Raw genomic sequence first — 24,297 nt, 5'->3', positions numbered from 1 at the left:
CCGCGCACGAGCAGGTTGCGTCAGGAAGGCAGTGCGGAGCTGGCCTGGCCTTGCGCGGCCGTGGGCGATTCGGGCTGCGACAGGTCGGGGTAGCGGCCTACGCAGCAGATCAGCACGCAGGCGGCGAGCATGCAGCCAACGAACAGCAGGAGCACCAGGTCGTAGCTGCCGAGCAAGGTCTGCCCCGTCCCCATAAGCAGCGGGCCTAGCGCAGTGCCGACACAGAAGATAGCGAAGAGGTAGCCGTAGACTTCGCCGAATGCCTTCAGGCCGAAGTAGCGGGAGGCCAGATAGGCAATCAGGTCGACTTCGGCACCGACACCCAGCCCGATCAGCGCGGCGCAGAGCACCGCCTCGCCACCGGTGGCACCGCCGTAGAGCAACAGGATGCCAATCACCGGGCCGCTGAAGAAAAACAATGTCACGAAGGGGGCGAACAGGTAGTCGAGCAGAAAGCCTGCAGCGACGCGCCCGACAATAAGGGCCATACCGATCACGGCTGCGGTCTGCGCGGCATCCTGCGGGCTGACGCCTCGGTCGGTCAGCATCGGCACGAAATGGACTGAGCACCCATTGATGGCCAGCGCCGCGAGAAAAAACGAGACAGCAATCAGCCAGAAGTTTTTGGTGCGCATCGACTGGCGACTGCTGAGGCCGGCGACGACGCGTTGTTTCCCGGAGATTGGCTGGTCGTTGTCCGCGTGCAGGCCCATGTCTGCCGGACAATTACGCAGTTTCAACGCAACGATCAGCATGCCGACCAGCACTACCGCACCGATGACGGCAAATCCCCCACGCCAGCCGATCGCACCTACGGCGTGTTGCGCGACGATAGGCATGAAGGCTGCGCCAAGCCCGATACCGGCCATGCTCAGACCCAGCGCGAGGCCACGTCGACGAATGAACCAATGACTGATGGCTTTGGCGTAAGCAGTCGGTGTGCCACCGGCAGACAAAATGCCGATGCAGCAGAACCATAGGTAGAAAACCACCAGGTTTGCAGGCAGGAACGCCAGGCTCGCTACACCGAGGCCAAACAGTATCAGCGCCGGAATCGTTACCTGGCGTGCCCCGTAACGGTCGACCAGTCGGCCAACCCAGGGTGTAAAAAAAGCAGCAGAAAGAATCGAGACGGTCAGCGCCAAAGAGATCTGCGAGCGGGTCCAGCCGAATTCGGCGCCCAGTGGCTTCATGAAAATGCCGAAGGTAAAGACCAGGACCGGACCCTGGCTGACGATCATGCCGACGACGGAGGCGCAGACCACCCACCATCCGTAGAACCAGCCTCGATTGGAGCGTTGTGACGTGTTCATGAGTAGCACCTGTGATTGTTTTTATTCAGGTAGCAGCACCGTCGCGCTGCCATGCGAACAGCGATCTTTTTCTTTTCGGTCAAGCAATCGGGGCGATGCGGGTCGCCGGTCAACAATCGTGGAATTGCCTACCGGCGCCCCGATCACTCATTGGCCAAGCCAGCGCGGCGGCCGTTTCTGTGCGAAGGCGCGCGGGCCTTCCACGCTGTCCTGACTCCTTTGGCGAATGGTCTCCGCTTCATACTGCCGTGCCATGGCTTCACGCAGGGGCAGGTCCAGCCCCTGCATTGCGCACGCCTTGGTCGAGCGAACCGCGAGCGGCGCACAGGCGAGAATGTCGTCTACCCATGCGGCGACCGCATCGTCCAGCTCGGCTGAGGGCACTACCTGGTTGATCAGACCCAACTCGTAGCCGCGCTGAGCGGTCATGGAACGCCCGGTCAAGAGGAAGCCCATGGCCGCTTTCAAGCCGATCTGCCGTGGCAGACGGTGCACGCCGCCCGCGGTTGCAATCAGACCACGCTTCGGCTCGGGTAGGGCCAGTTCGGCATGCTCGACTGCAACAATGATGTCGCAGGCCAATGCCAACTCCAGGCCGCCGCCGTAGGCGGACCCATTGAGCCGCGCCACCAGCGGCTTGGAGAAATCGAAGCGATCGGTCAGGCGTGTGGTGCTGCGCCAAAGCTGTGCCTCTTCTTCCTTCTGTTCGTCAGTGGCCTCGGTCATGGCGGCGAGTTGCTTGAGATCCCGACCTGCGCTGAAGGCTTGCTCGCCGGCACCGGTCAAGACACCCGCCCATAACGCCGAGTCGTTTTCCAGCTCATCCAGCGCCAGGCTGAGCTGGTGATACGTGCTCGGCGCCAGCGCATTACGCACCTCGGGCCGGTTGATGCAGATATGCAACACATGCCCGCGGCGCTCGGTGGTGACCTGCAGCGTGCTCACGGTTACAGTCCCAAGACGCGTTCGGCGTTCTTGTGGAAGAACAGCTCGAGCATTTCGTCCGAGTAGCCCAGCTCGCTCCACTCGCGGAACAGCCGCTCGTGAGGGATGCTCGGGTAGTCGCTGCCGAACATGACCTTGTGCTTGAGCCGCCCGCGGATATCGCGCTTGAGCGCTTCGGGCAGATATTTCGGTGCCCATCCGGACATCTCCCAAAACACGTTGCCCTTGTGCAGAGCGCACACAGTGGTTTCGTCGATCCAAGGATAACCGGGATGGGCCATGACGATAGTCATGTCGGGAAAGTCCGCAGCCAGCGTATCGATGGAGGAGGGGTGTGCATGTCGAGTCTTGGCGCCCATGCCGCCTGGCATCCCTGCGCCCATGCCGGTCATGCCAACGTCGATCATCACCGGCACCTTCATCGCACTGATCTCTTCCCAGAGCGGGTAGTAGCGCTGATCGTCGACGCTGAAGTGCTGCATGATCGGATGGAAATGAAAGCCGAGCATGTCAAGGTCGCGAATGGCGTGCTTGGCCTCGTCAATCGCCATCTGGCCCATGGCAGGTTCCACCGCGCCCCAGGCCTGGATGATGCAGTCGTGACGATCCCGCATTCCGGCCACGTAGTCGTTGTCGCACGGCACCGTGTTGATGGTGGTGCGAAGGTCCAGCGCAACCAGCACGGCTTCGATGCCGGCTGCCTGAAATTCGCGAACTACGTCTTCCTCGGTCTTGGCTGACCAGTCGCGGTTCCAGTATTCCGCAAGGGCCTTGACATAAGGTCCCTGACAATCAATCCAGCGCTGAGTGTTGGGGTAGCAATGCAGGTCGATACGGCGCATGTGACACGTCCTTTATTGTTGTTGATCATTTATGAACATGTTCGTTATAGGTCGATACGGTGGGTGTGTCAATGCTGCCTATCTACAAGCGCAAAAAGGGTGTGCCTCGTTGAAGCAACTGGGCAGGAGCAGCTAGCAGTTATCTAACTGACTGATTTGCGACGGGTCAGCAGCCAGGTCAGAGCGACAACCGCGCATGGGACAGCCACGTGGTCACTGCGACGGCCGGAACACATAGGGTCTACTGCCCACCGGACGGTGGCCAGGGTAGTTCGAGTGCTACTGCCCCAGCAGATCATTCATCGCGATGATCTGTTCGGCCACCTGGATCAGTTTCTGTTGGCGGCTCATGGCCTGGCGGCGCATGAGGGTGTAGGCCTCTTCCTCGTTGCAGCTGCGCATTTTCATCAGCATGCCTTTGGCCAGCTCGATGCGCTTGCGTTCGAGCAGTTGTTGGTCACGTGCGTGGAGTTGGGCGCGGATGGCCTGGTCGCTTTCGAAGCGAGCCATGGCGACCTCAAGGATGGGTTTGAGGCGCTGGGCCTGGATGCCTTCGACAATGTAGGCGCTGACCCCTGCGCGGATCGCCTGGCGCATGGCGTCGGGATTACTGTCATCAGTAAACATGACGATGGGTCGGGGCTGGTCGCGGCTGACCATGACGACCTGTTCCATTACGTCGCGGCCGGGCGAGTCGGTATCGATCAGCACTACGTCCGGGCGGATGGCTTCGACGCGCTCGGGCAGGTCAATGGTCAGGCCGGACTCCTCTATGACTTCGAAGCCGGCTTCGATGAGGGCGGCGCGCAAGCGGCCGACCTTGCGTGGAGTGTCGTCGATCAAGAGGACGCGGAGCATGGCGATCTCCCTAGCAAGGCTCTGGGTAGGCGAGGTGGTCGGCCAGTGCATGCAGGGCGAAGCTGCGCGCATAGCCGGCTGGATCGCTGCCATCCCAGCGGCTGCCATCCATTAGCACCGCGCTGCGCATTGCCGAGGCGGGTACGGCGATGTCCAACGCTGACGCGGCATCCCTATACAGGCTTGTCTGTTGAACGCGCTGGGCGATTGCGAGGTAGTCGGGATCTTCGCGAAGCAAACCCCAGCGGCGAAGCTGAGTCATGAACCAGAGGCCGTCGGAGTGGTAGGGCATGTTCACTTCGCCGTTGCCGAAGAAGCGCAGCGGGTGCTTGTCCAGCCACGCATGGCCAAGCCCATCCTCGTATTGACCGAGGAAGCGCGGTTCGATGGCCGAAAGGGGCGCGTCGACATACTCGTGCCCGGCGATGAGCTGGGCAGTGCTGCGGCGGTTTTCCTGGCTCTCGTCGATGAAACGGCTGGCTTCTAGGATCGCCATGACCAGCGCGCGTGCAGTGTTGGGGTACTGCTCGACGAAGGCGCGGGTGCAGCCGAGCACTTTTTCTGGGTGGTCTGGCCAGATCGACTGGCTGGTTGCCAGCGTAAAGCCCATGTCTTCCTGAATCGCCTGCGCTCCCCAGGGCTCTCCCGCGCAGAAGCCGTCGATTCGTCGTGCACGCAGGTGGGCGACCATCTGCGACGGCGGCACCACGAGGGTGCGTACGTCCTTGAGCGGGTGGATGCCGTACGCGGCAAGCCAGTAGTAGAGCCAGAGCGCGTGGGTGCCAGTGGGAAAGGTCTGGGCGAGGGTCAGCTTTGCACCACTCTGGCGCACGCAAGTGCCGAGCGCCTCGGGATCGGTCACGCCAGCAGCCTTGAGCGTGCTGGAGAGGCTGATGCTCTGCCCGTTCTGGGCTAGGCCCATGAGCACGGCCATGTCTACCGGTGCGCTGCCACCGATGCCCAGATGCACGGCGTAAATCAATCCGTACAGGCCGTGGGCCGCATCCAGTTCGCCCTCGATCAGCTTGTCCCGGATGTTCGACCAGGAGCTTTGCCGCTGCAGATTCAGAGTCAGGCCGTAAGGTTGGGCGAAGCCCTGGGTCGCGGCGACAATCAGTGAGGCGGCGTCGGTAAGCGCCATGAAGCCGAGGTTGACGACGTGCTTTTCAGGCGCGTCGCTGCCAGCGACCCACGCATACGGGTCGGGCCGGGGAGCGAAGGGTAGATCGGTCATGGATGCGCTGCCTTGTCATGCGGCGCGCGGGCTGTAAGGCCAGACGCGCGCTTGCTGAGAATATGGCTGGCAAAGCAAGCCACATGCCAAGGCTTGGAAGGATGCAGGTGGGCTCAGCGGGGATATAGCGGAGGAAGCGGGGTGGCGTCCTGCTCGGTTTCGCCCGCTTGCCGGGGCGGCAGGTTCTTGATGGCCAGCCACAGCGCCTCGCCCTGCCAGCGCTGGCCGGTCTCGCTGTAGAGCGCGCCATTGAGGCCATCGAGCGCGTCGGACAGCGGCACGAAGCGGGCCGCCATATCGGCAAGCGTCTCAGGCTGCTGACGAGCCCAGGCATCCAGTGCGTGGCGAGTCGCCTGGGTGTCATTGGCGAGGCAGGCGCGCTTGAGGTCTTCGAGCAGCGAGCGCGGGGTCGGCCCAACCTGGACGTTGCGGGCCACGGCCGGTTGACGGCGCGCATGTAGCCAGAGCCCGAAGCCGAGCAGGGTGGTCAGCAAGAGCAGCGCGCTGCTCAGTTGCCAGGGCCAAAGCAGGGCCTGCCGTGTGGGTTCGGTCGCCTGCGAGACGTCGATGTCCGGCTGCTGCAGGTCGGGATTGTCGGCGACGAGCAATGGCCGAGCCGGTAGGGTGGTGCGCTCCAGGCGATCCTCCCGGGTGTTCCACCAGACCAGCTCGACTGTCGGCAGCTCGAAATCACCTGCGCGGGTGGCGACGAGGGCTTCGCGTTGCTCGCGGCTACCGGTGATGCCCGCTGCACCAATCTCATTGTTGAGGCTGGGCTGGTCGGGGTAACCGCGCAGGCCGGCAACCTTGGGTATGTCGATCGGCGGCAGTTGGGAGGCGGAAAGCCCCTCGGCCTTGAGCAAGAGGCTACGGGTCAGAGCCTCGCCAAGCTGGGCGTCGGCGGGCTCAGGGCTCCAGGCTTCGACCAGCGTCAGGTTGCTGGCCGGCAACCAGGGTGCATCCGCTGGGTATTCGGCCGGTTTGGGTTTGACCTGAAGCGGTATGGTCGGCGACTTGACCTGCGTCGAGCGGCCGAAGCGTGAGCCAAAATAGTCGCCGGTGGCGGGGGCGACGGTGGTCGCGCTGAACAGTTGTGCCGGAATGGTCAGCTCACCGCTTTTTTGTGGGAAGAGTGCATAGCGCACCTCGATCACACCGTGGCGGATGCCGTTGATGTCCTTTTCGTAGGTTCTGGGCTCACCCAGACGCTCGACCAGCGCATCGGGCATCTGCAACGGCGAGAGGGTGCTGTCGTCGTAGAGCGAGACGGAATGGTAGATCCTCAGTGTCAGCACGACCTGGGCCTGCACATAGACGCTGTCCTGGTCGAGGCTGGCATCGATAAAGATTGGGGCGAGCTGGCTGCTGTCATCATCGCCCGGTTCGCTGACATGCAAGGTAATGGGTTCGCTGCGCCAGTCGCCCAGTTGTAACGGCGGGATGATCACGTAGCCGGCCTGGCGCGGTTGCAATGTGACCTGCCACTGAGTGACCGCACGTGCTTCGCCGCTGCTGCCGGACAGCTGGTTCGATTGCCGCGTGCCGAATACCTTGAACAGTGCGTGCAACGGCTGCAGGTCCGGCTTGCCGAATACGGTCGCGTCGCTGGACTCGAGGGTCAGTTCGACTGTCTCGTCAAGGCTGAGCTGGGTGCGGTCGACTCGCGCGCTCAGACCGGTCGCCTGGCCCGGCAGGCTGAGCAGCAGGAGGACTGCCAAGAGGGTTGCACGGATCATCGAGCCAGCTCCTGGCGCTTACGTTGTTCGTAGAGGAATTTGCGGCGCAGCAGCTCGCCGGGATTGTCGGGAATCTTGCGTAGCCACTGGTTCATGGCCTGGTCCTCTTCGGGGCTCAACGGCGGCGCTTCGCCCTGCGCCAACGCCTGCTCATCGCCTGCTTGCGAAGTCTCGGTGGCTTGCGACTCGGCCTGCTCGGGCTGCAATGGCTGCTGCGCCTGTTCCTCGGCTGCCGCGCCGCTCGGATTGCGTTCATTGGGTTGGCGCGGCGGTGTGGATTGCCCCGCTTGGCGTTCGTCGTCCTGGGGTCTGTCGTCGGCGTCAGTCTCGCTCGACGAGGCATCCTCGCTTGTGTCTGCCTGCGACGCCTGGCTGCGCTCGTGCAACGCTTGCTCGACGAGGGCGCGGTTGCGGCGGGCCGATTCGAGCCCCGGGTCTTGCTCGAGGGCCTGGTCGTAGGCTTCGATGGCCGCTTCCAATTGATCATCGCCCGCTAACGCATTGCCGCGGTTGTAGTGATCTGCCGCGGTGTCGCCATGCGTGAAACTCTCCACGGCACCGGAATAGTCACCGGCCTGGTAACGCGCAAAGCCCTGCCAGCGCGGGTTCTCGAAGCGTTCCGCCGCTTCGGCCGCGCGCTGCGACTGGAGCAGCCGTTCGCCTTGCTGATCCGGCCTGAGCCACAGGTCCTGCAGCGTCACGGCGTAGCCCGGTTGAGGCAGCCAGACGAGCAGCGCCAGGCCGAACAACCAGCCACGGCGCCCGGCGCAGGCGGCGAGCAGCAGCACCGGGACCAGCAGCCAATGGCCCTGGTCCAGCCAGGCGCTCAGCTGCACGCTGTCCTCACGGGCGCTCAGGTTGCCCTGGCTGTCGAGCAGGCCGAGGCCGCGCAGGTCTTCGTCATCGAGACGCGACTGCTGATAGCGCCCACCGATGCTGCTGGCGAAGCGACGGATGCCGGGGCTGTCCAGCCGCGGGATTAGAATGGCGCCGCGTTCGTCCTTGATAAAGCTGCCGTCCTCGCGAGCGATGGGCGCGCCCTGTTCGGTGCCGATGCCTAGGATCATCAGCCGCAGAGGACTGTCTTCCAGCTGTTCTTCAATGCCGGCGCGCTCCTGTTCGGCCAAGCTGCTGCCAATCAGCAGCAGGCGCCCACGACCGTTAGCGCCTCGCTCCAGCAGCTCGATGCCTTGGGCGACGGCCAGGTCCGCCCGATGGCCAGGCTCGGGCATCAGGTCAGGCTCGAGGGCATCGAGCAGGTTGCGTGCGGTGGCCACGTCGTTGCTCAGCGGCACCAGCGTGTGTGCGCTGCCGGCGTAGACGACGATGGCCGTCTGCGCGTCCTGGCGGACCTGCAGGAGGTCGACGACCTTGCGCTTGGCCGCTTCCAGGCGGGTCGGACTGACGTCGGAGGCCAGCATGGTCGGGGTCAGGTCGAGCAGAATGACCAGCGGATCGAGCCGCGACATGCCGGGTTGCTCGGCTTTTTGCCAACTCGGCCCGAGCAGCGCGAGGCAGGTCAGCAGCCAGGCGCTGCCGAGAATAAGCCAGGGCAGGCGGCTATTACGCAGCTTGCCGCGTGTCAGCAAGGCGGCATGGAAATGCGGCGGCAACAGGCGTTGCCAGCGGCCGATGCGGCGCTGCCGGTGCCATAGGCGCCACAGCAGCCAGGCCAATCCCGGTAGGGCGAGCAGCCAGTACGGCCGCATCAGGTGGGGAAGCCATTCGCTCATGGGCGTTGGCCTCCAGCCGGGTTCCACAAGGGCCAGAGCCGACGCACCACCAGCGCGACGCTCAGCAGCAGCGCAGCGGCGAGTGGCCATGCGTAGAGAGTGTCGGCGAGGCGGGCCTGGGCGGGCTGCTGAGCCGCGGGCTCGATGCGGTCGAGGGTGGCGCCTATGGCGCGTAGTTCCTCAGAGGAACGGGCGCGAAAATACTCCCCGCCGGTGATGTCGGCGACGGAGCGCAGGGTGGTTTCGTCCAGGTCGCCGCCGGGGTTGAAACCAAAGCGGTCGATCACGCCACCGGGTTCGATGTCGGCGCCGATGCCCAGCGTGTGCACTCGCACCTGCTCGCTGGCAGCCATGCGCGCCGCAAGCAGCGGTTCGACTTCGCCGCCGTTGTTGGCGCCGTCCGTGATGAGAATGAGCACACGGCTGTTGGCGGGGCGCTCACGCAGGCGCTTGACGCCAAGCCCAATGGCATCGCCAATTGCCGTATTGTTGCCGGCGATGCCAATCACGGCCTCGTCGAGCCAGGTGCGAACGGTCTGCCGGTCGAAGGTCAGGGGGGCTTGCAGATAGGCTTGGCTGCCAAAGAGGATCAACCCGACGCGGTCTCCATTGCGCTCGGTGATGAAGTCGCCGATCAATCGCTTGACCAGATCCAGACGGCTAATTTCCTCGCCTTCCCACAGCATGTCGGGGAAATCCATCGAGCCGGAAACGTCGACCGCCAGCAGCAGGTCGCGACCTGTGGTCGGTAGGGGCAGCGGCTCGCCCAGCCATTGCGGACGCGCCGCGGCGCTCAGCAGCAACAGCCAGACGAGCAGGTAGGGCAGTTGCAGGCGCCACCCGGGCAGCGATGCTTGGGCGCGGCGCCCGGACAAGGCTTCCAGCTCACCGAGGAAGCTGACTTTGAGCGCCGCGTCGCCGCTGTCCGCGGCGGGCAGTAGCCAGCGCAGCAGCCACGGCAGCGGCATGAGCAGGAAAACCCACGGCCATGCCAGCTCAAACATGTTTGCGAATCCAGATCTGCACCGCTTGCTCCAGCCCTTCGATGGCTTTGTCGTCCAGCCGGCACTCGGCGCGGTAGAGCCCTTCGACCAGCACCATCCAACGCGTCAGGCCGGCGGAGGGGCAGCGGCTGTCGAGAAAGGCCAGCCAGGCTCGGCCGCTCAGCGTATGGGGGCTGTCGTCCGGGTAGCGGATGCGGCAGAGGCGCTTTAGCAATCCGTTGAGTTGTTGCAACCACTGGTTGGCCGGCTGGCCGTCGTAGGGTTTGCGAAGTTGGGCCAGTTCGTCGAGCGCGATCTGGCGTTGCGGGTCGAGCGGGGTGCCGGGTGCCGCCTGGGGCGTGCGGACCAGGCGGCGCCAGGGGCGGGTGCGTACCAGGAGAAGGAGCGTCAACGCGAAGGCGGCGAGAAACCACCAGCCAGGCGCCGGCGGCCAGGCGCTCACCGGTGCGGGCTGAATCAGCGGGTCCAGCTGTGCGACGAGGCTCATCGGGATGCACCTGGGAGCTGCACGCTCAAGTGTTCGCGCAGTTGCTCGATCAGCTCGCGATGCGCATCCAGAGGCATCAGCGGCAGGCGCAGGCGGTCAGCCAGGCGCTGCCAGCGCGCACGTCTTTCTTCGCCCTGGTCTCGGTAGGCCTGACGCAGGGCCGCGTCATGGGTGTCGAGCTCCAGTCGGGCACCGGCCTGGGCAAAACGCAGCAGGCCGGCTGCCGGCAGGGCACGGTCCAGGGGATCGAATACGGGAATCAGGAGCAGGTCGACATGGCGGGCCAAAAGGGCCAATTGCTGCTCGGCGGCGTCGCCGAGGGTGCGCTCGTCGCAAACGATGACGGCCAGGCTCCCGGGGCGCAGCACCTCGCGTGCGCGGCGCAGCGCCATGCCAAACGCATCCGGGTAGTGGAACGCGTCGGCTTCCAGCCGAGCGTTGGCGCGGGCCAGGCGGTCAAGCAGCTGGAGCAGGCTCTGCTTGCTGCGGCGCGGCTTGATCTCGTGGTGATCGCCCTGGCCGAATACCAGGCCGCCGACACGATCGTTGTGGCTCAGAGCCGCCCAACCGACCAGGCTCGCGGCCTGCGCGGCCAGCACTGATTTGAAGGCCAGGCCGCTGCCGAAAAACAGTCGGCTGCTCTGTTCAACGAGCAGGTAAATCGGCCGCTCGCGCTCCTCATGAAAGAGCTTGGTATGGGGTTCCTGCGTGCGGGCGGTGACGCGCCAATCAATGGTGCGGACATCGTCTCCGGCCTGGTAAATACGCACTTGATCGAAGTCGACGCCACGACCGCGCAACTTGGAATGGTGCAGGCCGACCAGCGGGCTGCGGCGATGTGGCGTGGAGAACAGCGGTACTTCCCGAATGCGATGGCGGATGTCGATCAGTTCGGCGAGCGTAATGCGAATGCCGGATGGGCTTCCCGCATCCAAGCCGTTGCTGCTCCGGCCCGCCTGGGCCGAGGGTGCCGGTTGCATCAGGCCACCGCGACCACGTCGAGAATGCGTTGCAGCACGCGATCCTGGTCGATTCCGGCGGCTTCCGCCTCGAATGACAGAATCAGGCGATGGCGCAGTACGTCGAAGAACATGGCCTGGATGTCTTCCGGGCTGACGAAGTCCCGACCCGCCAGCCAGGCATGCGCACGGGCGCAGCGATCCAGCGAAATCGAGCCGCGCGGGCTCGCGCCGTAGGCAATCCAGCTGGCCAGCTCGGCATCGAATTTGGCCGGGGTGCGGGTCGCCATGACCAGTTGCACCAGGTATTCCTCCACCGCATCGGCCATGTAGAGCCCGAGGATTTCCTTGCGCGCGGCGAAGATCGCTTGTTGCGACACCCGGTGCTCGGGCGGCGTTTCGCCGTTGATGGCTTCGCCCCGTGCCTGTTGCAGGATGCGCCGCTCCACGGAGGCGTCCGGGAAGCCGAGCTTGACGTGCAGAAGGAAGCGGTCGAGCTGCGCTTCCGGTAAGGGATAGGTGCCTTCCTGCTCGATGGGGTTCTGCGTCGCCATGACGAGAAACAGTGGCGACAGGTCATAGGTGCTGCGCCCGACGCTGACCTGCCGCTCGGCCATCGCCTCGAGCAGCGCGGACTGCACCTTGGCTGGCGCGCGGTTGATTTCATCGGCCAGCACGAGGTTGTGGAAGATCGGCCCCTGTTGGAACACAAAGCTCCCGGTTTCGGGGCGATAGATCTCGGTGCCGGTGATGTCGGCGGGCAAAAGGTCCGGCGTGAATTGGATACGATGGAACTCTGCCTCTAGCCCACCTGCCAATTCCTTGATAGCGCGCGTCTTGGCCAGGCCCGGTGCGCCTTCGACGAGCAGATGGCCGTCGGCGAGCAGTGCGATCAGCAGGCGCTCGACCAGCCGTTCCTGGCCGAAAATTTGGGAGGAAAGGAACTGTCGCAGGGCGACCAATGCGTCACGGTGATCCATCGCTGAGCTCTTCTTGAGGGGCGTGCCGGCATGGCTGCCGGGCGTTCACGACTTTAATCGATTTGCCTGGCCCCAGCTATGCGCCGCTCGGCAACTTCAGGCACCTGGGGCGGGTTCGAACGAGGCGCGTCCGGACGTTGCCGGTGCGCTATGCAGGTCGCGCTTGACGATGATCAGGCCTGAGCACGATCGGTTGTCATCCGCGGCAATTAAATGTGACCGCAACCGGTTCGCCAGCGTAAGAAGAAGGTGGGCCGGGGCCCGCATCGCTGTCTGCTTAACTAACGTTGAACTTACAGGTTGCGTTGCCAGTCAGGTGCCGCGACTGCCTTAGTCGAACCCAAGCCAGAATGGAGCTAACAAATGGCGTTCTTTACCGCTGCCAGCAAAGCCGACTTCCAGCAACAACTGCAAGTGGCGCTGGCGCAGCATGTCGACGAGAAGCTTCTGCCACAAGTGGGACTTTTCGCCGAGCAATTCTTCGGGATCGTCGCGCTACCCGAGCTAACCCAGAGGCGGATGACCGACCTGGTCGGCTCGACCCTCGCCAGTTGGCGCCTGCTGGAGCGTTTCGACCCGGGCAGTCCAGAAGTTCATGTATTCAACCCCGACTATGAGAAGCATGGCTGGCAGTCGACGCACAGCGTGGTCGAAGTACTGCACCCGGACATGCCGTTCCTGGTCGACTCGGTGCGCATGGAGCTGACCCGCCGTGGTTACGCCATCCATACGTTGCAAAACAGCGTGCTCCAGGTCCGTCGCGATGCTGAGGGCAGCCTGATCGAGCTCTTGCCCAAGGGTAGCGCTACCGAGGACAGCAAAGCCGAGTCGCTGATATTCGTCGAAATCGACCGCTGCGCCAGTGCCGCTGCCTTGCGCGAGCTGGAGCAATCCCTACAGGGCGTATTGGCCGAGGTTCGCTTGGCGGTGAACGATTTTCCCGCCATGAAGGCCAAGGCCGAGGAGCATCATGCTCGCCTAGCGGCGCTGCAGCAGGCCGACGACGCCCAGCTTGCCGAAAGCATGGACTTCATGCGGTGGCTGGCCGACGATCACTTCACCTTCCTCGGCTACGAGGAGTTCACCGTCGTCGACCAGGGCGAAGGCGGGCGCATCATCTACGACGAATCGTCCTTGCTGGGCTTGTCGCGCACGCTGCGCACTGGCCTCGACGAAGATGACCAGCTGATCATGCCGCCGGCGCTGGCTTACCTGCGCGAGCCGTTGTTGCTGTCCTTCGCCAAGGCCGCCACGCCCAGCCGGGTACACCGGCCGGCCTATCCTGACTTCGTGTCCATCCGTGAGTTCGACGAGCAGGGCCGGGTCACCCGAGAGTGCCGCTTCCTGGGCCTGTTCACCTCGTCGGTCTACACCCAGAGCGTACGGCGCATCCCCTATATTCGCAGCAAAGTGGCGGAGGTGATCAAGCGCTCGAACTTCGACGATTCAGCCCATTTGGCCAAAGAGCTGACCCAGGTTCTCGAGGTGCTGCCGCGCGACGAGCTGTTCCAGATGACGCTCGACCAGCTGTTCAACACGGCCATCGCCATCGTTCAGATCCAGGAGCGCAACAAGCTGCGCCTGTTCCTGCGCACCGACCCCTATGGGCGCTTCTGCTACTGCCTGGCCTATGTACCGCGCGATAGCTATTCGACTGAGACCCGGCTACGCATCCAGCAGGTATTGATGGACCGGCTCGAAGCCAGTGGTTGCGAGTTCTCGACCTATTTCTCCGAGTCGGTGCTGATCCGTGTGCAGTTCCTGCTGCGGCTGGATCCGAACAAGCAGGTGCAGTTCGATCCGGTTCAATTGGAAAACGAGGTCGTACAGGCCTGCCGGACTTGGCAAGACGACTATTCCAGCGTGGTTATCGAGCGCTTCGGCGAGGCGCGTGGCACCGGCATCCTCGGCGACTTCCCCAGGGGGTTCCCGGCCGGCTACCGCGAGCGCTTCGCCCCGCAGTCTGCCGCGGTGGACATGCAGCACCTGATGAGCCTGAGCGAGGATCGCCCGCTGGTCATGAGTTTCTACCAGCCGATGACGGCGGTTGAAAACCGGCTGCACTGCAAGCTCTACCACATGAACACGCCGTTGCCGCTGTCGGACATGCTGCCGATTCTGGAGAACCTGGGGCTGCGGGTGCTTGGCGAGTTTCCGTTCCACATGCGCCACAAGGACGGCCGCGAATACTGGATCCACGATTTCGCCTTCACCTATGCCGAAGGCCTTGAAATCGACCTGATGGAAATCAACGAGCCGTTGCAGGATGCCTTCATCGCCATCCACAACGGCCAGGCCGAGAACGACGCCTTCAACCGCCTGGTCCTCACCGCGGGGCTGACGTGGCGCGAGGTCGCACTGCTGCGTGCGTACGGCCGGTATCTCAAGCAGATCCGCATGGGCTTCGACCTGGGCTACATTGCCAGCGCGTTGCTCAATCACACCGATATCGCCCGCGAGCTGGTGCGCCTGTTCAAGACGCGCTTCTACCTGGCCCGCAAGCTTGGCGAGGATGACCTGGCTGACAAGCAGGCGCGCCTGGAGCAGGCCATCATCGCGGCGCTCGACGATGTTGCCGTGCTCAATGAAGACCGCATCCTGCGGCGCTACCTGACGCTGATCAAGGCGACCCTTCGCACCAACTTCTACCAGACCGACGCCAGCGGCAAACCCAAGGCGTACTTCAGCTTCAAGCTGGACCCTCGCTCCATTCCGGAGATGCCGCGTCCGGCGCCGAAGTTCGAGATCTTCGTCTATTCGCCGCGCGTCGAGGGTGTGCATCTGCGCGGCGGCAAGGTCGCACGCGGTGGCTTGCGCTGGTCCGACCGCGAAGAGGATTACCGCACCGAGGTGCTCGGGCTGGTCAAGGCGCAGCAGGTCAAGAACGCCATCATCGTGCCGGGCGGTGCTAAAGGCGGTTTCGTGCCGCGTCGCCTGCCGACCAGTGGGTCGCGCGACGAAGTGATGGCTGAAGGCATCGCCTGCTACCGCATCTTCATCAGCGGGCTGCTGGACATTACCGACAACCTCAAGGACGGCCAGGTCGTGCCACCTGCGAACGTGTTGCGGTATGACGAGGATGACCCCTATCTGGTGGTGGCCGCGGACAAGGGCACCGCGACGTTCTCGGATATTGCCAACGGCATCGCTGCCGAATACGACTTTTGGCTAGGCGACGCCTTTGCGTCCGGCGGCTCGGCTGGTTACGACCACAAGAAGATGGGCATCACCGCCAAGGGTGCCTGGGTGTCGGTGCAACGGCATTTCCGCGAGCGTGGCATCGACGTGCAGCGCGACGCCATCAGCGTGATTGGTATCGGTGACATGGCCGGCGACGTGTTCGGCAACGGTTTGCTGATGTCCGAAACGCTGCAGCTGGTCGCTGCCTTCAACCACATGCACATCTTCATCGATCCGAACCCGGATGCGGCACGCAGCTTCGTCGAGCGCAAGCGCCTGTTCGACCTGCCGCGCTCGGCCTGGACCGACTACGATGCCGCGCTGATTTCGGCAGGTGGCGGGGTCTTCCCGCGTTCGGCCAAGCGCATCGCCATCACCCCGCAGATGAAGGAGCGCTTCGATATCGAGGCCGACTACCTGACGCCGGCGGAACTGATCCACGCATTGCTCAAGGCCCCTGTCGACCTGCTCTGGAACGGCGGCATCGGTACCTACGTCAAAAGCACGGCCGAGAGCCACGCGGATGTTGGCGACAAGGCCAACGACGTGTTGCGCGTCAACGGCAACGAGCTACGTGCGAAGGTCATCGGCGAAGGCGGTAACCTGGGCATCACCCAGCTTGGCCGGGTCGAGTACTGCCTGCATGGCGGCGCGGCGAACACTGACTTCATCGATAACGCCGGTGGGGTGAATTGCTCCGACCATGAAGTCAACATCAAGATCCTGCTCAACGAGATCGTCGGCGCCGGGGACATGACCGGCAAGCAGCGTGATCAGTTGCTGTTCGAAATGACCGATGCGGTCTCCGACCTAGTCTTGCATGACAACTACAAGCAGACCCAGGCACTGTCCCAAGCCGAGCATCGCGCCCGGGAGGGCAGTGGCGAATACAAGCGGTTGATCAGCTCGCTGGAGTCGGTCGGCTTGCTCGATCGCGCACTCGAGTTCCTGCCAAGCGACGACGCCCTGGCCGAGCGTGCCCAGATGGGCAAGGGCCTGACGCGCGCCGAGCTGTCCGTATTGATCTCCTACAGCAAGATCGAGCTGAAGGAGGCGTTGCTGCAGTCGCGTGTGCCGGATGATGCGTATCTGGCCCGCGAGATGGAAAGCGCCTTCCCGCAGATGCTCGCCGAGCGTTACCGCGACGCGATGCTGCAACATCGGTTGCGTCGGGAGATCGTCAGCACACAGATCGCCAACGACCTGATCAACAACATGGGCATTACCTTCGTCCAGCGCCTGCGCGAAGCGACTGGCTTGAGTGCAGCGAATGTGGCGGGCGCCTACGTGATCGTGCGCGATATCTTCCATCTGCCTCACTGGTTCCGCCAGATCGAGGCGCTGGACTACAAGGTGCCGGCCGAGCTGCAGCTCAACCTGATGGCTGAGCTGATGCGCCTCGGCCGACGGGCCACACGCTGGTTCCTGCGCAACCGCCGCAACGAGCTCGACGCGGCCAAGGACGTTGGCCATTTCGGGCCACGCGTGGCTGCCCTCGGGTTGAAGCTGGACTCGCTCTTGCAGGGCGGCACCCGTGATCTGTGGCAGGCGCGCTACGAGCGGTACACGGAGGCGGGCGTACCGGAGTTGCTGGCACGCATGGTCGCCGGTACCAGCCACCTCTACACGCTGCTGCCGATCCTAGAGGCGGCCGACGAGACCGGCCAGCCGCCGGCAGATGTGGCGGCGGCCTACTTCGCCGTCGGCGGTGCGCTGGAGCTGCCGTGGTACCTGCAACAGCTCACCGCGCTGCCGGTCGAGAACACCTGGCAAGGCTTGGCGCGGGAGAGTTTCCGTGACGACCTCGACAGCCAGCAGCGAGCAATCACCGTCTCGGTATTGCAAACCGGCGGCGCACCTGAAGATCTGGATGCACGCGTTCAGCAATGGTTGGACCAGCGGGCCTATCAGGTCGAGCGTTGGCGGCGGATGTTGGTCGAGTTACGTGGCGCCACGAACGTGGATTACGCCATGTATGCCGTGGCGAGCCGTGAGCTGCAGGACCTGGCCGGCGAGCCGCCGCGCCAGTAAGGGGGAGCCGACCCGGACCGGGTCAGTGCTGTACGGAACGCCGGGGCCAATGCCCCGGCGTTTTACTTTGAGGGCGCGGGTTGCCGAAATTAGCTGGCGCGATAGGTGCAGGTTATGAAAGGCGGTAGGGGGAGTCTGGCACTCTCGGGCCAATCAACCGCGCGGCTGGGCCTGATGGCCGAGGCGAAAACGGGTGATCTGCGGCAGGTCGCGCATGTAATGCACCATGTCAGGCGCCCCGGCGAACTTGAGCCCTTCACCCAGGGCATTGGCGGCCGCATCGCGCTTGTCCAGCAGGAGCAACTCTGAATTGTTGGCGTTGCGTAGCAGCGTCAGTCTTGCGTAGGGGATCTTCGTTTCCAGCAGCAGCCCCATGAAGGCGCGGTCACTCCACGCCTGGGCGGGCATGGTCACGGCGTGGTAGCTCTCATCCAGTGCCTGCAGCCCGCTGGGATCGAGTCGATAGTCGGTCAGCTCGCAAGGTAACAGCACTTCGAGGCCGCGCAGGCGCGCATAGGCCACGGCGCAGGCGAAGGCCTCAGGGTGGTGCTCACCGGACCAGTAGAGGCGCTCGCCAAGCCAGCTGGCCTGGCGCAGTTCAATGGGTGCGTTGCGCTGGAATCCTGGCAACGCCGCGCTCAGCGTACGCACGAAATCCTTGTAGCTGATGACGCGCAATTGACGGCATGCCGGGGTCGCAGCGAAGGCTTCGAAGGTGGGGTAGAGCTTGCCATCGGCGCTCTGGCCGCCGAGGCCGTCGATTTGCCGGATGTCCAGCGCCGGGTAGCGGCTCACTTCCTTACGAACCAGGCGTGTCAGCGCCGCGTGCGCGCGGGCCTTGTCTTCCTGGATGGGCCCAGAGAGTGCGCCACGGGGAAGGTCGACGAACTTCTGCAAGCTGGGTCCGTCTTGCCAAAAGATGCTGGGCGCGGGTTCCTCGAGCGCGGCGAAGGGAAGCCGTACCTGACTCGCATGATCGAGTATCTGGCGCGGTGATTGTCCGGTCAGGCCCAGGCGCTGTACGAACTTGGAGATTCGGGAGGTCACGGTCGGCATCGACTCTGGCAGGCTCATCATCATGGATGAACTCGTTGAACTACGATCGGAGTTTGGCAGAGCCCGCCAGCCGGCGCACCGGCTTTAGTTGACCTTTTCGCGTCGAAACGACGCGTGAACGCATCACCGATGACGCGAAGGGGTGGCAAAATCGACGTACTGATCATTGAGGAGCCTCCATGCCGAACCTCGTACTGGACATCGCATTGCCTGCCGACAGGCTGTTGGCTGTCTACCAGGGCCGCGCTAATCGTATCCTGATCAAGAGCCGGGAAGGGGCGAGTGTTAGCCTGCCGGCCCATCATCTGCGCCCATTTCTGACCACCGCCGGGGTTTTTGGTTCATTCGAGCTGGAGTTCGTCGAAGGTCGCCTGGTCAGCCTTCGCCGCTTAGGCTGAAACCTCACCCGCTCGGCCGCCCGCTTTGATCGCAGCCGGGCCTGCTATACTCCCGCGCCACCCTTCGAGTAACAAGGTTTCGTATGTATCACCTGGCCCGCCAGCTGCTGTTCAAGTTCACGCCTGAGACGTCCCACGAACTGTCACTGGATCTCATCGGGGCTGGCGGCCGGCTTGGCCTCAATTCGTTGTTCAATAAGACCCCGGCGAGCCTGCCGGTTCGCGTTATGGGGCTGGATTTTCCCAACCCCGTCGGTCTTGCGGCCGGGCTGGACAAGAACGGCGAGGCGATCCATGGCCTGTCCCAGCTGGGTTTCGGCTTCGTCGAAGTTGGCACCGTGACTCCGCGCCCGCAGCCGGGCAATCCGAAACCTCGTATTTTTCGTCTGCCCGAAGCCGAGGCGATCATCAACCGTATGGGCTTCAACAATCACGGGGTCGACGCGCTGCTCGAACGGGTCGACGCGGCGCGTTTCAAGGGCGTGCTGGGTATCAACATCGGTAAGAATTTCGATACGCCAGTCGAGCGGGCCGTCGATGATTACCTGCTGGGACTGGACAAGGTCTATCACCAGGCGAGTTACGTGACGGTCAATGTCAGTTCGCCGAACACACCCGGGCTGCGCAGCCTGCAGTTCGGCGACCAGCTCAAACATTTGCTCGATGCCCTGCGTTTGCGCCGCGAAGACCTCGAGGTGCTGCATGGCAAGCGGGTCCCGCTGGCGATCAAGATCGCCCCCGACATGACGGACGACGAGACCGTGCTGGTTGGCCAGGCGGTGCTGGACGCGGGTATGGACGCCATCATCGCGACGAACACCACCCTGGGGCGTGAAGGCGTAGCCGGTCTGGCGCACGCCGACGAGGCGGGTGGCCTGTCCGGCGCGCCGGTTCGAGAAAAGAGCACGCATACCGTTAAGGTACTGGCTGAAACTCTGGCCGGGCGGCTGCCGATCATCGCCGTGGGCGGCGTGACCGAAGGGCGCCATGCAGCCGAGAAGATCGAGGCCGGTGCGAGCCTGGTGCAGCTCTATACGGGGTTCATCTACAAAGGGCCGGCGTTGATACGTGAAGCTGTGGACGCCATTGCGGCGCTGCCGTCCCGTAAACAGGGGAGTCAGTGATTGCCCGGAGGGGCTCCCGGTGGGAGCCCCAGGGCCTTAAGCCCGCCGCCCGGGTGGGGCGTGCCAGTCGAAGTCGGTGATGGGTGTGTTAACCGACCGCGTGAAGTTCGTTCAATCTATGAATACCGGCCGCGCCGGTCAGACCGTCCCAGTTGTCGCCGCGACCCTCCCGCCAGCCGTTCATCCAGGCCTGACGTACTTCGGTATGGGAAAAGGGACATAAGTCGCGAGATTTGCCTTGAATGCCATGCTGATAACCGCGCAAAAAAGCTCGTTCCATCGGATCACGCTTGAGTCTTCTCATTGGGTATTGCCCTCAGTGGTTGACTGGTGTTCCTGTGACCTCAAGGCGAGGTCTGGCAGTAGACTGCCAACGAACCCCGCTGCCGGCGTGGCGGGGTTCTACCGCGCGTCATTGCGACGCCGGACTGAGTCGATTTCTAACGCAATGCCTTCGAGGCGGGAATGATCGTTTTGTAATAAGCACGTAACGAAACCAAGGTCTGTCCCATAAGGGAGGCCAGACCTATGTGTTGAAGTTATCGCTATCGTGCCGCAATGCCCGGCGCGGCCACCTTTAAGCGCTTGCTCGGTGTAATGCCGGGTAAGCCGGTCCGCATGTAACTGCTGACCGACCACCCATCTGGATTCGCCATGACTGACCGCCACGAACTCATCCTCACCTGTCCCAAGGGGCTCGAAGGCCTGCTACTTGAGGAGGCCTTGAGCCTCGGGCTCGAAGACGCTCGCGAGCAGACCGCCGCGATCCGTGGGACGGGCTCGATGGAGGTCGCCTATCGGCTCTGCCTCTGGTCGCGTCTGGCAAACCGCGTATTGCTGGTGCTGCACCGCTTCGCCACGAGCAATGCCGAGACGCTTTACCAGGGCGTGCAGCAGGTGGAATGGGCTGATCACCTGCTGCCCAGCGGGAGCCTGGCGGTCGAATTCAGCGGTCATGGCTCTGGTATCGACAACAGTCATTTCGGTGCGTTGAAGGTTAAGGACGCCATTGTCGACTGCCTGCGCACACCGACTGGCGAGCGGCCAAGCGTCGACAAGGTCGATCCGGATGTACGCGTCCATTTGCGGCTCGATCGTGGCCAGGCGGTGCTGTCGTTAGACCTGTCCGGCCACAGCCTGCACCAGCGCGGCTACCGATTGCAGCAAGGCGCAGCGCCACTCAAGGAAAACCTCGCCGCGGCGGTGCTGACCCGTGCTGGCTGGCCACGTATCGCTGCTGAAGGCGGCGCGTTGACCGACCCCATGTGTGGCGTGGGTACCTTTCTGGTTGAAGCCGCGATGATGGCTGCCGATATCGCGCCCAATCTGCGGCGAGCGCGGTGGGGCTTCACCGCCTGGCTAGGGCACGTGCCAGCGATCTGGAACCGCCTGCACGAACAGGCTCAGGCGCGAGCGAGCGAAGGGCTGGCGAAGCCGCCACTGTGGATTCGTGGCTACGAGGCCGATCCCCGCCTGATCCAGCCAGCGCGCAACAACGTAGAGCGCGCTGGGCTGAGCACTTGGATTCGAATCTATCAGGGTGATGTGGCGACTTTCGAGCCGCGTCCCGATCAGAATCAGAAGGGCCTGGTCGTCTGCAACCCGCCCTATGGCGAAAGACTCGGTGACGAGGCCAGTCTGGTGTACCTCTACCAGAACCTGGGCGAGCGCCTCCGCCAGGCATGCCTTGGCTGGGACGCAGCGGTCCTCACGTCCGCGCCAGAGCTGGGTAAGCGAATGGGCATTCGTAGTCACAAGCAGTACGCGTTCTGGAACGGCGCATTGGCGTGCAAGCTGTTGCTGATCCGCGTTACGCCGGAGCAATTCGTCACGGGCCAGCGCGGCGCGCAGCGCGCAACGGAGGCAGGCGAGCCAGGTATTGTCGAAACAGCCCGGCTCAGCGAAGGCGGGCAGATGTTCGCCAATCGACTACAGAAGAATCTGCGCCAGCTCGGCAAGTGGGCGCGCAAGCAAGGAATCGAATGCTACCGCCTCTACGATGCGGACATGCCTGAATACGCGCTGGCGGTGGACCTATATGGCGATTGGGTTCACGTGCAGGAGTATGCGCCGCCGCGGTCGATCGACCCGGACAAGGCGCAGGCGCGGCTGTTCGATGCGCTCGCGGCGATTCCGCCTGCACTGGGTATCGGGCGTGACCGAGTTGTGGTCAAGCGGCGTGAGCGCCAGAGCGGTACGCGGCAGTACGAGCGCCAGGCGAGCGAAGGTGCCTTCCGCGAGGTCAGGGAAGGTGACGTGCGGCTGCTGGTCAACCTGACTGACTACCTGGATACCGGCCTGTTTCTCGACCACCGCCCGATGCGCCTTCGCATCGCCCGAGAAGCCGCCGGCAAGCGCTTCCTCAACCTGTTCTGCTACACCGCGACGGCGACAGTGCATGCAGCCAAAGGCGGTGCGCGCAGTACCACCAGTGTGGACCTGTCGAAGACCTACCTCGACTGGGCTCGACGCAATCTGGCGCTCAACGGTTTATCGGACCGTCAGCGTTTGGAACAAGCCGATGTCATGGCCTGGCTGGAAGCCGATCGCGGCGAGTACGAGCTGATCTTCATCGACCCGCCGACGTTTTCGAACTCCAAGCGCATGGAAGGGGTGTTCGACATTCAGCGTGACCACGTAGCCTTGCTGGACTTGGCAATGGCACGGCTTGCGCCGGGCGGCACGCTGTATTTTTCGAACAACTTCCGCAAGTTCGCCCTCGATGCAAGTATTGCCGAGCGCTATGCGGTCGAGGACATCAGCGCAACGACGCTAGACGAGGATTTCCGGCGCAATCCGAAGATTCATCGCGCCTGGAAGATTCAGGCGCGATGACTCCCGGGGCGGGCCGGTTCAACGTTGGGCCGTACTCTGTCTCGGGCGGTTGTAGAGGCTGACCAGGACCTGGTCGAGCACGGCCGAGGCGCCCCATGGGCGTGGGTGATTGAGGATCGCGACCACCGCCCAGGTGCTGCCATCGCCGTCGCGGCTGTAGCCAGCAATTGCGCGCACGGTGTTCAACGTCCCGGTCTTGATATGCGCCTTGCCGGCGACCGCCGTATTACGCAGCCGCTTGCGCATGGTGCCGTCGACCGCTGCCAGCGGCATCGACGAGATGAATTCCGCCGCATACGGACTCTGCCACGCCGCCTGCAACAGCGACGCCATCTCGCGCGCACTGACGCGCTCTGCGCGTGATAGCCCCGAACCGTTTTCCATCACCAGGTGCGGCGAAATGATGCCCTTCTTCGCCAGCCATTGACGGATGACGCGCTGAGCGGCCTTGGCATCGTCCTGGTCCGCGTCGGTGCGCATGGCGGCGCCCAGGCTGAGGAACAGCTGCCGCGCCATGGTGTTATTACTGTACTTGTTGATGTCCCGAATGATCTCGACGAGGTCAGGCGAATAGGCACGAGCGACCATCCGTGCATCGTCCGGCACCTGCGCGACACGGTCATGCCCGAGGATGCTGCCGCCCAGTTCCTTCCAGATGGCGCGTACCGCGCCGGCCGCGTAGCGCTGGTGGTCGAGCAACGCCAGGTAGCTTTGCCCGCTGCAACCAGCGGCCAGCTTGCCGGTTGCAACGACTGTCACGCTGCCGTCCTCGTTTTCCATCGGGTTGTAGCGGACATCGGGCCAGCCCGGGCATTTCGCGCGGGGCAAGGCCTGGATGCGGTTATCGATGCGCACTGAGGCAATCGGTGGTTCGACCATCACCTGAACGTCACCGCTCTCGTTACGGGCAATGAAACGCAGCGCCTTCAGATTGACCAGCAACGAGTCGGGGCCGACCAGGAAGGGCTTGTTCTTGTCGTTGCCGTCATCGTCGAACACCGGCAGGCTGGGCTGCACGAAGTGGCTACGGTCGAGCACCAGATCCCCTGTGACCGTTTTTACGCCGTTGGCGCGCAGGTCACGCAGCAACAGCCAGAGCTTTTCCATATTGAGCTTCGGGTCGCCGCCACCTTTGAGGTAGAGGTTGCCGTTCAGGGTGCCGTCTTCCACCGGGCCGTCGGCGTAAAACTCGGTTTTCCACTGATGATTTGGCCCCAGCAGTTCGAGCGCGGCGTAGGTGGTCACAAGCTTCATTGTCGAGGCTGGATTGACCGACACATCGGCGTTGACGAAGGTCGGCGCTCCGTCGCCATTGAGCGGCAACATGACGAGAGACAGGGCACTGCTTTCGATTTTGTTCGCCTTCAGTGCTTCCGCGACCCGGGGCGGAAGTGCCTGGTTGACTGTCGCGGCTGCCGCCGGGAACGCCAGGGGCAGGGCAAGCGCAAGTGCGGCAAGATGCTGCAAAAATGGAAAGGTGCGGCTCCGATGAACGGGAGCGGCAGGTACAGCGATTGGTTTCGATGACATGAAAATTCCCTACAGCGGTCAGGGAAGGGGCGAGCTTTCAGGCTCGCCACCC

At 63.7% G+C, this 24,297-nt stretch carries 18 protein-coding genes; 4 read left to right on the top strand and 14 right to left on the bottom strand.

The window, feature by feature from the left end; genetic code table 11:
- Positions 1-20 precede the first annotated feature (20 nt).
- From KXR72_RS03440 to KXR72_RS03390, 11 genes are all read right to left on the bottom strand, one after another.
- Positions 21-1,313, bottom strand: coding sequence for an MFS transporter (locus KXR72_RS03440; protein WP_437419701.1), 1,293 nt, complete (start codon positions 1,311-1,313; stop codon positions 21-23).
- Between the two features lie 147 nt (positions 1,314-1,460).
- A complete protein-coding gene (locus KXR72_RS03435) occupies positions 1,461-2,258 on the bottom strand; it encodes an enoyl-CoA hydratase-related protein (RefSeq protein WP_437419700.1) in 798 nt (265 codons plus the stop codon).
- Positions 2,259-2,260: 2 nt separating this feature from the next.
- Positions 2,261-3,100 carry an amidohydrolase family protein gene (locus tag KXR72_RS03430; protein ID WP_437419699.1) on the bottom strand — a complete coding sequence of 280 codons (840 nt, stop codon included), beginning with the start codon at positions 3,098-3,100 and terminating at the stop codon, positions 2,261-2,263.
- A gap of 279 nt (positions 3,101-3,379) precedes the next feature.
- Entirely contained in the window at positions 3,380-3,958 is a 579-nt protein-coding gene (locus tag KXR72_RS03425; protein WP_437419698.1) for an ANTAR domain-containing response regulator, read from the bottom strand.
- A 10-nt stretch (positions 3,959-3,968) separates the two neighbouring features.
- Positions 3,969-5,192, bottom strand: coding sequence for a CmpA/NrtA family ABC transporter substrate-binding protein (locus tag KXR72_RS03420; RefSeq protein WP_437419697.1), 1,224 nt, complete (start codon positions 5,190-5,192; stop codon positions 3,969-3,971).
- 113 nt (positions 5,193-5,305) lie between these two features.
- Entirely contained in the window at positions 5,306-6,928 is a 1,623-nt protein-coding gene (locus tag KXR72_RS03415; protein WP_437419696.1) for a BatD family protein, read from the bottom strand.
- Positions 6,925-8,661: a VWA domain-containing protein gene (locus KXR72_RS03410; protein WP_437419695.1), complete on the bottom strand. Its 1,737-nt coding sequence runs from the start codon at positions 8,659-8,661 to the stop codon at positions 6,925-6,927. The genes KXR72_RS03415 and KXR72_RS03410 overlap by 4 nt, the downstream gene beginning before the upstream one ends.
- Complete coding sequence (locus tag KXR72_RS03405) at positions 8,658-9,665, bottom strand: vWA domain-containing protein (protein WP_437419694.1); 1,008 nt, start codon at positions 9,663-9,665, stop codon at positions 8,658-8,660. The genes KXR72_RS03410 and KXR72_RS03405 overlap by 4 nt, the downstream gene beginning before the upstream one ends.
- Positions 9,658-10,152, bottom strand: a complete 495-nt coding sequence (locus KXR72_RS03400) for a DUF4381 domain-containing protein (RefSeq protein ID WP_437419693.1) — start codon at positions 10,150-10,152, stop codon at positions 9,658-9,660. Before KXR72_RS03400 ends, KXR72_RS03405 begins: the two co-directional genes overlap by 8 nt.
- Positions 10,149-11,132, bottom strand: a complete 984-nt coding sequence (locus KXR72_RS03395) for a DUF58 domain-containing protein (RefSeq protein WP_437419692.1) — start codon at positions 11,130-11,132, stop codon at positions 10,149-10,151. Before KXR72_RS03395 ends, KXR72_RS03400 begins: the two co-directional genes overlap by 4 nt.
- On the bottom strand, positions 11,132-12,091 hold the full coding sequence (locus KXR72_RS03390; protein ID WP_437419691.1) for an AAA family ATPase: 960 nt from the start codon (positions 12,089-12,091) through the stop codon (positions 11,132-11,134). The genes KXR72_RS03395 and KXR72_RS03390 overlap by 1 nt, the downstream gene beginning before the upstream one ends.
- 363 nt (positions 12,092-12,454) lie before the next feature.
- On the opposite strand from KXR72_RS03390, the gene KXR72_RS03385 reads away from it, so the two are divergent.
- Positions 12,455-17,302, top strand: a complete 4,848-nt coding sequence (locus KXR72_RS03385; protein WP_437419690.1) for an NAD-glutamate dehydrogenase — start codon at positions 12,455-12,457, stop codon at positions 17,300-17,302.
- Between the two features lie 153 nt (positions 17,303-17,455).
- On the opposite strand, the gene KXR72_RS03380 is transcribed toward KXR72_RS03385, so the two are convergent.
- Positions 17,456-18,379 (bottom strand): DUF6685 family protein, encoded by a 924-nt coding sequence (locus tag KXR72_RS03380; protein WP_437420367.1) that lies wholly within the window; start codon positions 18,377-18,379, stop codon positions 17,456-17,458.
- 158 nt (positions 18,380-18,537) lie between these two features.
- On the opposite strand from KXR72_RS03380, the gene KXR72_RS03375 reads away from it, so the two are divergent.
- The gene (locus KXR72_RS03375; RefSeq protein ID WP_437419689.1) at positions 18,538-18,756 is read left to right on the top strand and encodes a DUF2835 domain-containing protein; all 219 of its coding nucleotides are present in this window, start codon (positions 18,538-18,540) and stop codon (positions 18,754-18,756) included.
- Positions 18,757-18,839: 83 nt separating this feature from the next.
- Positions 18,840-19,880 carry a quinone-dependent dihydroorotate dehydrogenase gene (locus tag KXR72_RS03370; RefSeq protein ID WP_437419688.1) on the top strand — a complete coding sequence of 347 codons (1,041 nt, stop codon included), beginning with the start codon at positions 18,840-18,842 and terminating at the stop codon, positions 19,878-19,880.
- Between the two features lie 88 nt (positions 19,881-19,968).
- On the opposite strand, the gene rmf is transcribed toward KXR72_RS03370, so the two are convergent.
- On the bottom strand, positions 19,969-20,184 hold the full coding sequence (rmf, locus tag KXR72_RS03365; RefSeq protein WP_437419687.1) for a ribosome modulation factor: 216 nt from the start codon (positions 20,182-20,184) through the stop codon (positions 19,969-19,971).
- Between the two features lie 350 nt (positions 20,185-20,534).
- Here rmf and rlmKL point away from each other — a divergent pair, with 350 nt between their 5' ends.
- A complete protein-coding gene (rlmKL, locus tag KXR72_RS03360; RefSeq protein ID WP_437419686.1) occupies positions 20,535-22,715 on the top strand; it encodes a bifunctional 23S rRNA (guanine(2069)-N(7))-methyltransferase RlmK/23S rRNA (guanine(2445)-N(2))-methyltransferase RlmL in 2,181 nt (726 codons plus the stop codon).
- A gap of 18 nt (positions 22,716-22,733) precedes the next feature.
- Here rlmKL and dacB read toward each other — a convergent pair whose 3' ends face one another.
- The gene (dacB, locus tag KXR72_RS03355) at positions 22,734-24,245 is read right to left on the bottom strand and encodes a D-alanyl-D-alanine carboxypeptidase/D-alanyl-D-alanine endopeptidase (RefSeq protein ID WP_437419685.1); all 1,512 of its coding nucleotides are present in this window, start codon (positions 24,243-24,245) and stop codon (positions 22,734-22,736) included.
- Between the last annotated feature and the right edge of the window lie 52 nt (positions 24,246-24,297).

This window comes from Stutzerimonas chloritidismutans, from assembly GCF_051486945.1.
Taxonomy (GTDB): Bacteria; Pseudomonadota; Gammaproteobacteria; order Pseudomonadales; family Pseudomonadaceae; genus Stutzerimonas; species Stutzerimonas chloritidismutans_B.
This window is presented reverse-complemented; position numbering and strand designations above follow the sequence as displayed.

Coding starts and splice junctions, on each gene's coding strand:
- rlmKL (WP_437419686.1), top strand. CDS start 20,535: ATGACTGACCGCCACGAACTCATCCTCACCTGTCCCAAGGGGCTCGAA.
- KXR72_RS03430 (WP_437419699.1), bottom strand. CDS start 3,100: ATGCGCCGTATCGACCTGCATTGCTACCCCAACACTCAGCGCTGGATT.
- KXR72_RS03400 (WP_437419693.1), bottom strand. CDS start 10,152: ATGAGCCTCGTCGCACAGCTGGACCCGCTGATTCAGCCCGCACCGGTG.
- rmf (WP_437419687.1), bottom strand. CDS start 20,184: ATGAGAAGACTCAAGCGTGATCCGATGGAACGAGCTTTTTTGCGCGGT.
- KXR72_RS03390 (WP_437419691.1), bottom strand. CDS start 12,091: ATGGATCACCGTGACGCATTGGTCGCCCTGCGACAGTTCCTTTCCTCC.
- KXR72_RS03385 (WP_437419690.1), top strand. CDS start 12,455: ATGGCGTTCTTTACCGCTGCCAGCAAAGCCGACTTCCAGCAACAACTG.
- KXR72_RS03420 (WP_437419697.1), bottom strand. CDS start 5,192: ATGACCGATCTACCCTTCGCTCCCCGGCCCGACCCGTATGCGTGGGTC.
- KXR72_RS03395 (WP_437419692.1), bottom strand. CDS start 11,132: ATGCAACCGGCACCCTCGGCCCAGGCGGGCCGGAGCAGCAACGGCTTG.
- KXR72_RS03405 (WP_437419694.1), bottom strand. CDS start 9,665: ATGTTTGAGCTGGCATGGCCGTGGGTTTTCCTGCTCATGCCGCTGCCG.
- dacB (WP_437419685.1), bottom strand. CDS start 24,245: ATGTCATCGAAACCAATCGCTGTACCTGCCGCTCCCGTTCATCGGAGC.
- KXR72_RS03380 (WP_437420367.1), bottom strand. CDS start 18,379: ATGATGAGCCTGCCAGAGTCGATGCCGACCGTGACCTCCCGAATCTCC.
- KXR72_RS03375 (WP_437419689.1), top strand. CDS start 18,538: ATGCCGAACCTCGTACTGGACATCGCATTGCCTGCCGACAGGCTGTTG.
- KXR72_RS03410 (WP_437419695.1), bottom strand. CDS start 8,661: ATGAGCGAATGGCTTCCCCACCTGATGCGGCCGTACTGGCTGCTCGCC.
- KXR72_RS03440 (WP_437419701.1), bottom strand. CDS start 1,313: ATGAACACGTCACAACGCTCCAATCGAGGCTGGTTCTACGGATGGTGG.
- KXR72_RS03370 (WP_437419688.1), top strand. CDS start 18,840: ATGTATCACCTGGCCCGCCAGCTGCTGTTCAAGTTCACGCCTGAGACG.
- KXR72_RS03415 (WP_437419696.1), bottom strand. CDS start 6,928: ATGATCCGTGCAACCCTCTTGGCAGTCCTCCTGCTGCTCAGCCTGCCG.
- KXR72_RS03425 (WP_437419698.1), bottom strand. CDS start 3,958: ATGCTCCGCGTCCTCTTGATCGACGACACTCCACGCAAGGTCGGCCGC.